Source organism: Microcoleus sp., assembly GCF_049646505.1.
Classification (GTDB): Bacteria; Cyanobacteriota; Cyanobacteriia; order Cyanobacteriales; family Microcoleaceae; genus Microcoleus.
Map to the genome: position 1 here is coordinate 1 of NZ_JBARVX010000447.1, position 2,164 is coordinate 2,164.

Below are 2,164 nucleotides of genomic sequence, written 5' to 3' on the forward strand. Positions count from 1 at the left end.
TTCTAGGAGATGTCAGCGTCACAGAAACTTTTTAATAATTGAAAATCCCAGCGCCACCTATGAAAAAACAAGTCATCCTCACCGTCATGGAAGGAAGCTTTCAGCAAGGATTTCCAGTTAACTTGGAAATTCGAGAAGATTTAACGCCATTTAGCTTAATCTGGGGAGATGTTGGCAGACTGCCAGCCATAGGCGATATTGAAATTCTTGATTCCTTGAAGGATTGGCAGTCAAATTTTGAAAGGAATAATGACGACAGTACATCGCGCATGAAAGTCAAAGGAAAAGGAATAAAATCATTTAACAATCTCGCGGCACAAAATCTGGAAATCAACATTAATAAATGGCTCAATTCCAGCGAACATTTGTGGCGAAAAATACTCGATGGATTGCAGCAACACTTGCAGCCAAACGATGACATTCGAGTTATTTTGCAAACAGACGATGCTAACTTGCGGAGACTACCTTGGCCTGCCTGGAATTTATTTTCGGAAACTTACCATCATTCGGAAATTTCTCTAAGTACCTTAACTGTTAAACCGCCCAGCTTTAAGCAATCTGACTGTCGAAAATCAGCGGTTAGAATTTTAGCCGTATTTGGCAATAATGACGAAATTGATATTAAGTTTGACCGTAAAATTTTGGATGGCTTAGCCGAACGCGGTGCCGAAATTACACCTTTAAATAAGCCCAAAAAAGCAGAATTGCTGGAGTGTTTGCGAGATGCACAGGGATGGCACATTTTCTTTTTTGCAGGTCACAGTTCAACCCTGCCAGACGGTCAAATTGGTGAATTTGATATCAGCGATTCTGAGAGTATCAGTATTGATGATTTGAAAAATGCCATGAAAAGTGCGATCGCCAAAGGATTGCAGTTAGCAATTTTCAACTCCTGCGACGGCTTGGGGATAGCCAACCAGCTAGCCAAATTGTACTTACCCCAAAGTATTGTCATGCGGGAAGTCATAGCAGATGAAGCAGCACAAAAATTTTTGCAGGATTTTCTCACAGCATTTGCCAATAACCAATTGTTGTACGCAGCAGTGGCGGAAGCGAGACAAAAATTGGCAGATGAGAAGAATAAACTATTTCCTGGTATTAGCTGGCTGCCCGTAATTTGTCAAAACCCCGCTGTTGAACCGCTAATGTGGAAGCAGTTGCTCAACTGGAAATGCCTGCACACTCTCAAAGCTCATTCAGATGTTGTTAATTCCGTCGCCATTAGTCCAAATCAAAACATTATTGCCAGCGGCAGTTTGGACAAAACCGTCAAACTTTGGAACCTGTCTACAGGAGAATTACTCCACACCTTCACCGGACATAAAAGTGCCGTAATTGATGTTGCTTTCAGTCCCGATGGAAAAACCATTGCCAGTGCCAGCAACCACGAATTTTTTGATGGCAGTATCAAGTTGTGGGATGTAGCAAACAAGCAATTTAAACAAAGTCTGGGAAATACCTTATTAGCCCTGCGGACAAGCTGTTTAGCTTTCAGTACCGACGAACAAACCCTAGCAAACGGTCACATTGGTACTACACTGATGGGTGGTACAATTGATATCTGGAATCTGAAAAGAAGTAGAATAGAAAAAACTCTTTGGGGACACGTTTGGGAAGTTAATTGCCTAGCCTTTAGCAAAGATGGGCGCATTTTAGTTAGCGGCGGTTTAGATGGTGCAGTTAAAATCTGGAATTGGCATAGAAAAGAGTTGCTGCACACTCTCATTCGACCAGTAGATTTTTTCGGCGCCGTAGCCTCTTGGTTCGATTCTTCTGTTGGGATAATTTGGTGTGTGGCGATTAGCCCGGACGGTAAAACAGTCGCCGCTAGCGGTTCCCAACAGCCAATTCAACTTTGGAATACTGAAAATGGCAGACTGCTGCGTACTTTTACAGAACACTCAGATAGTGTTTATAGTCTTACCTTTAGCCCCGATGGTGAAACTCTCGCCAGTGGCGGTGCTGACAACACGATTCGGATTTGGAATTTTCACACAGGAGAGTTGTTGGAAACTCTGGAACATCTCGGCCCAGTCCAGTCTGTTGTTTTTAGTTATGATGGCAAAACTTTGGTCAGCGGAAGTGCCGATGCTACTGTCAAAATTTGGCGAGTTCCTGTTTAAGTCAGGACTTATCCACTCTGACAAAGAAACCGGGTTTTTTA

General features: G+C 42.8%; 1 protein-coding gene. It reads left to right on the forward strand.

Translation table 11 applies throughout. The annotated features are described in order from the left end of the window. The first annotated feature begins 59 nt into the window (after nucleotides 1-59). On the forward strand, nucleotides 60-2,123 hold the full coding sequence (locus WBA89_RS21650; RefSeq protein WP_424409359.1) for a CHAT domain-containing protein: 2,064 nt from the start codon (nucleotides 60-62) through the stop codon (nucleotides 2,121-2,123). Nucleotides 2,124-2,164: the final 41 nt, after the last annotated feature.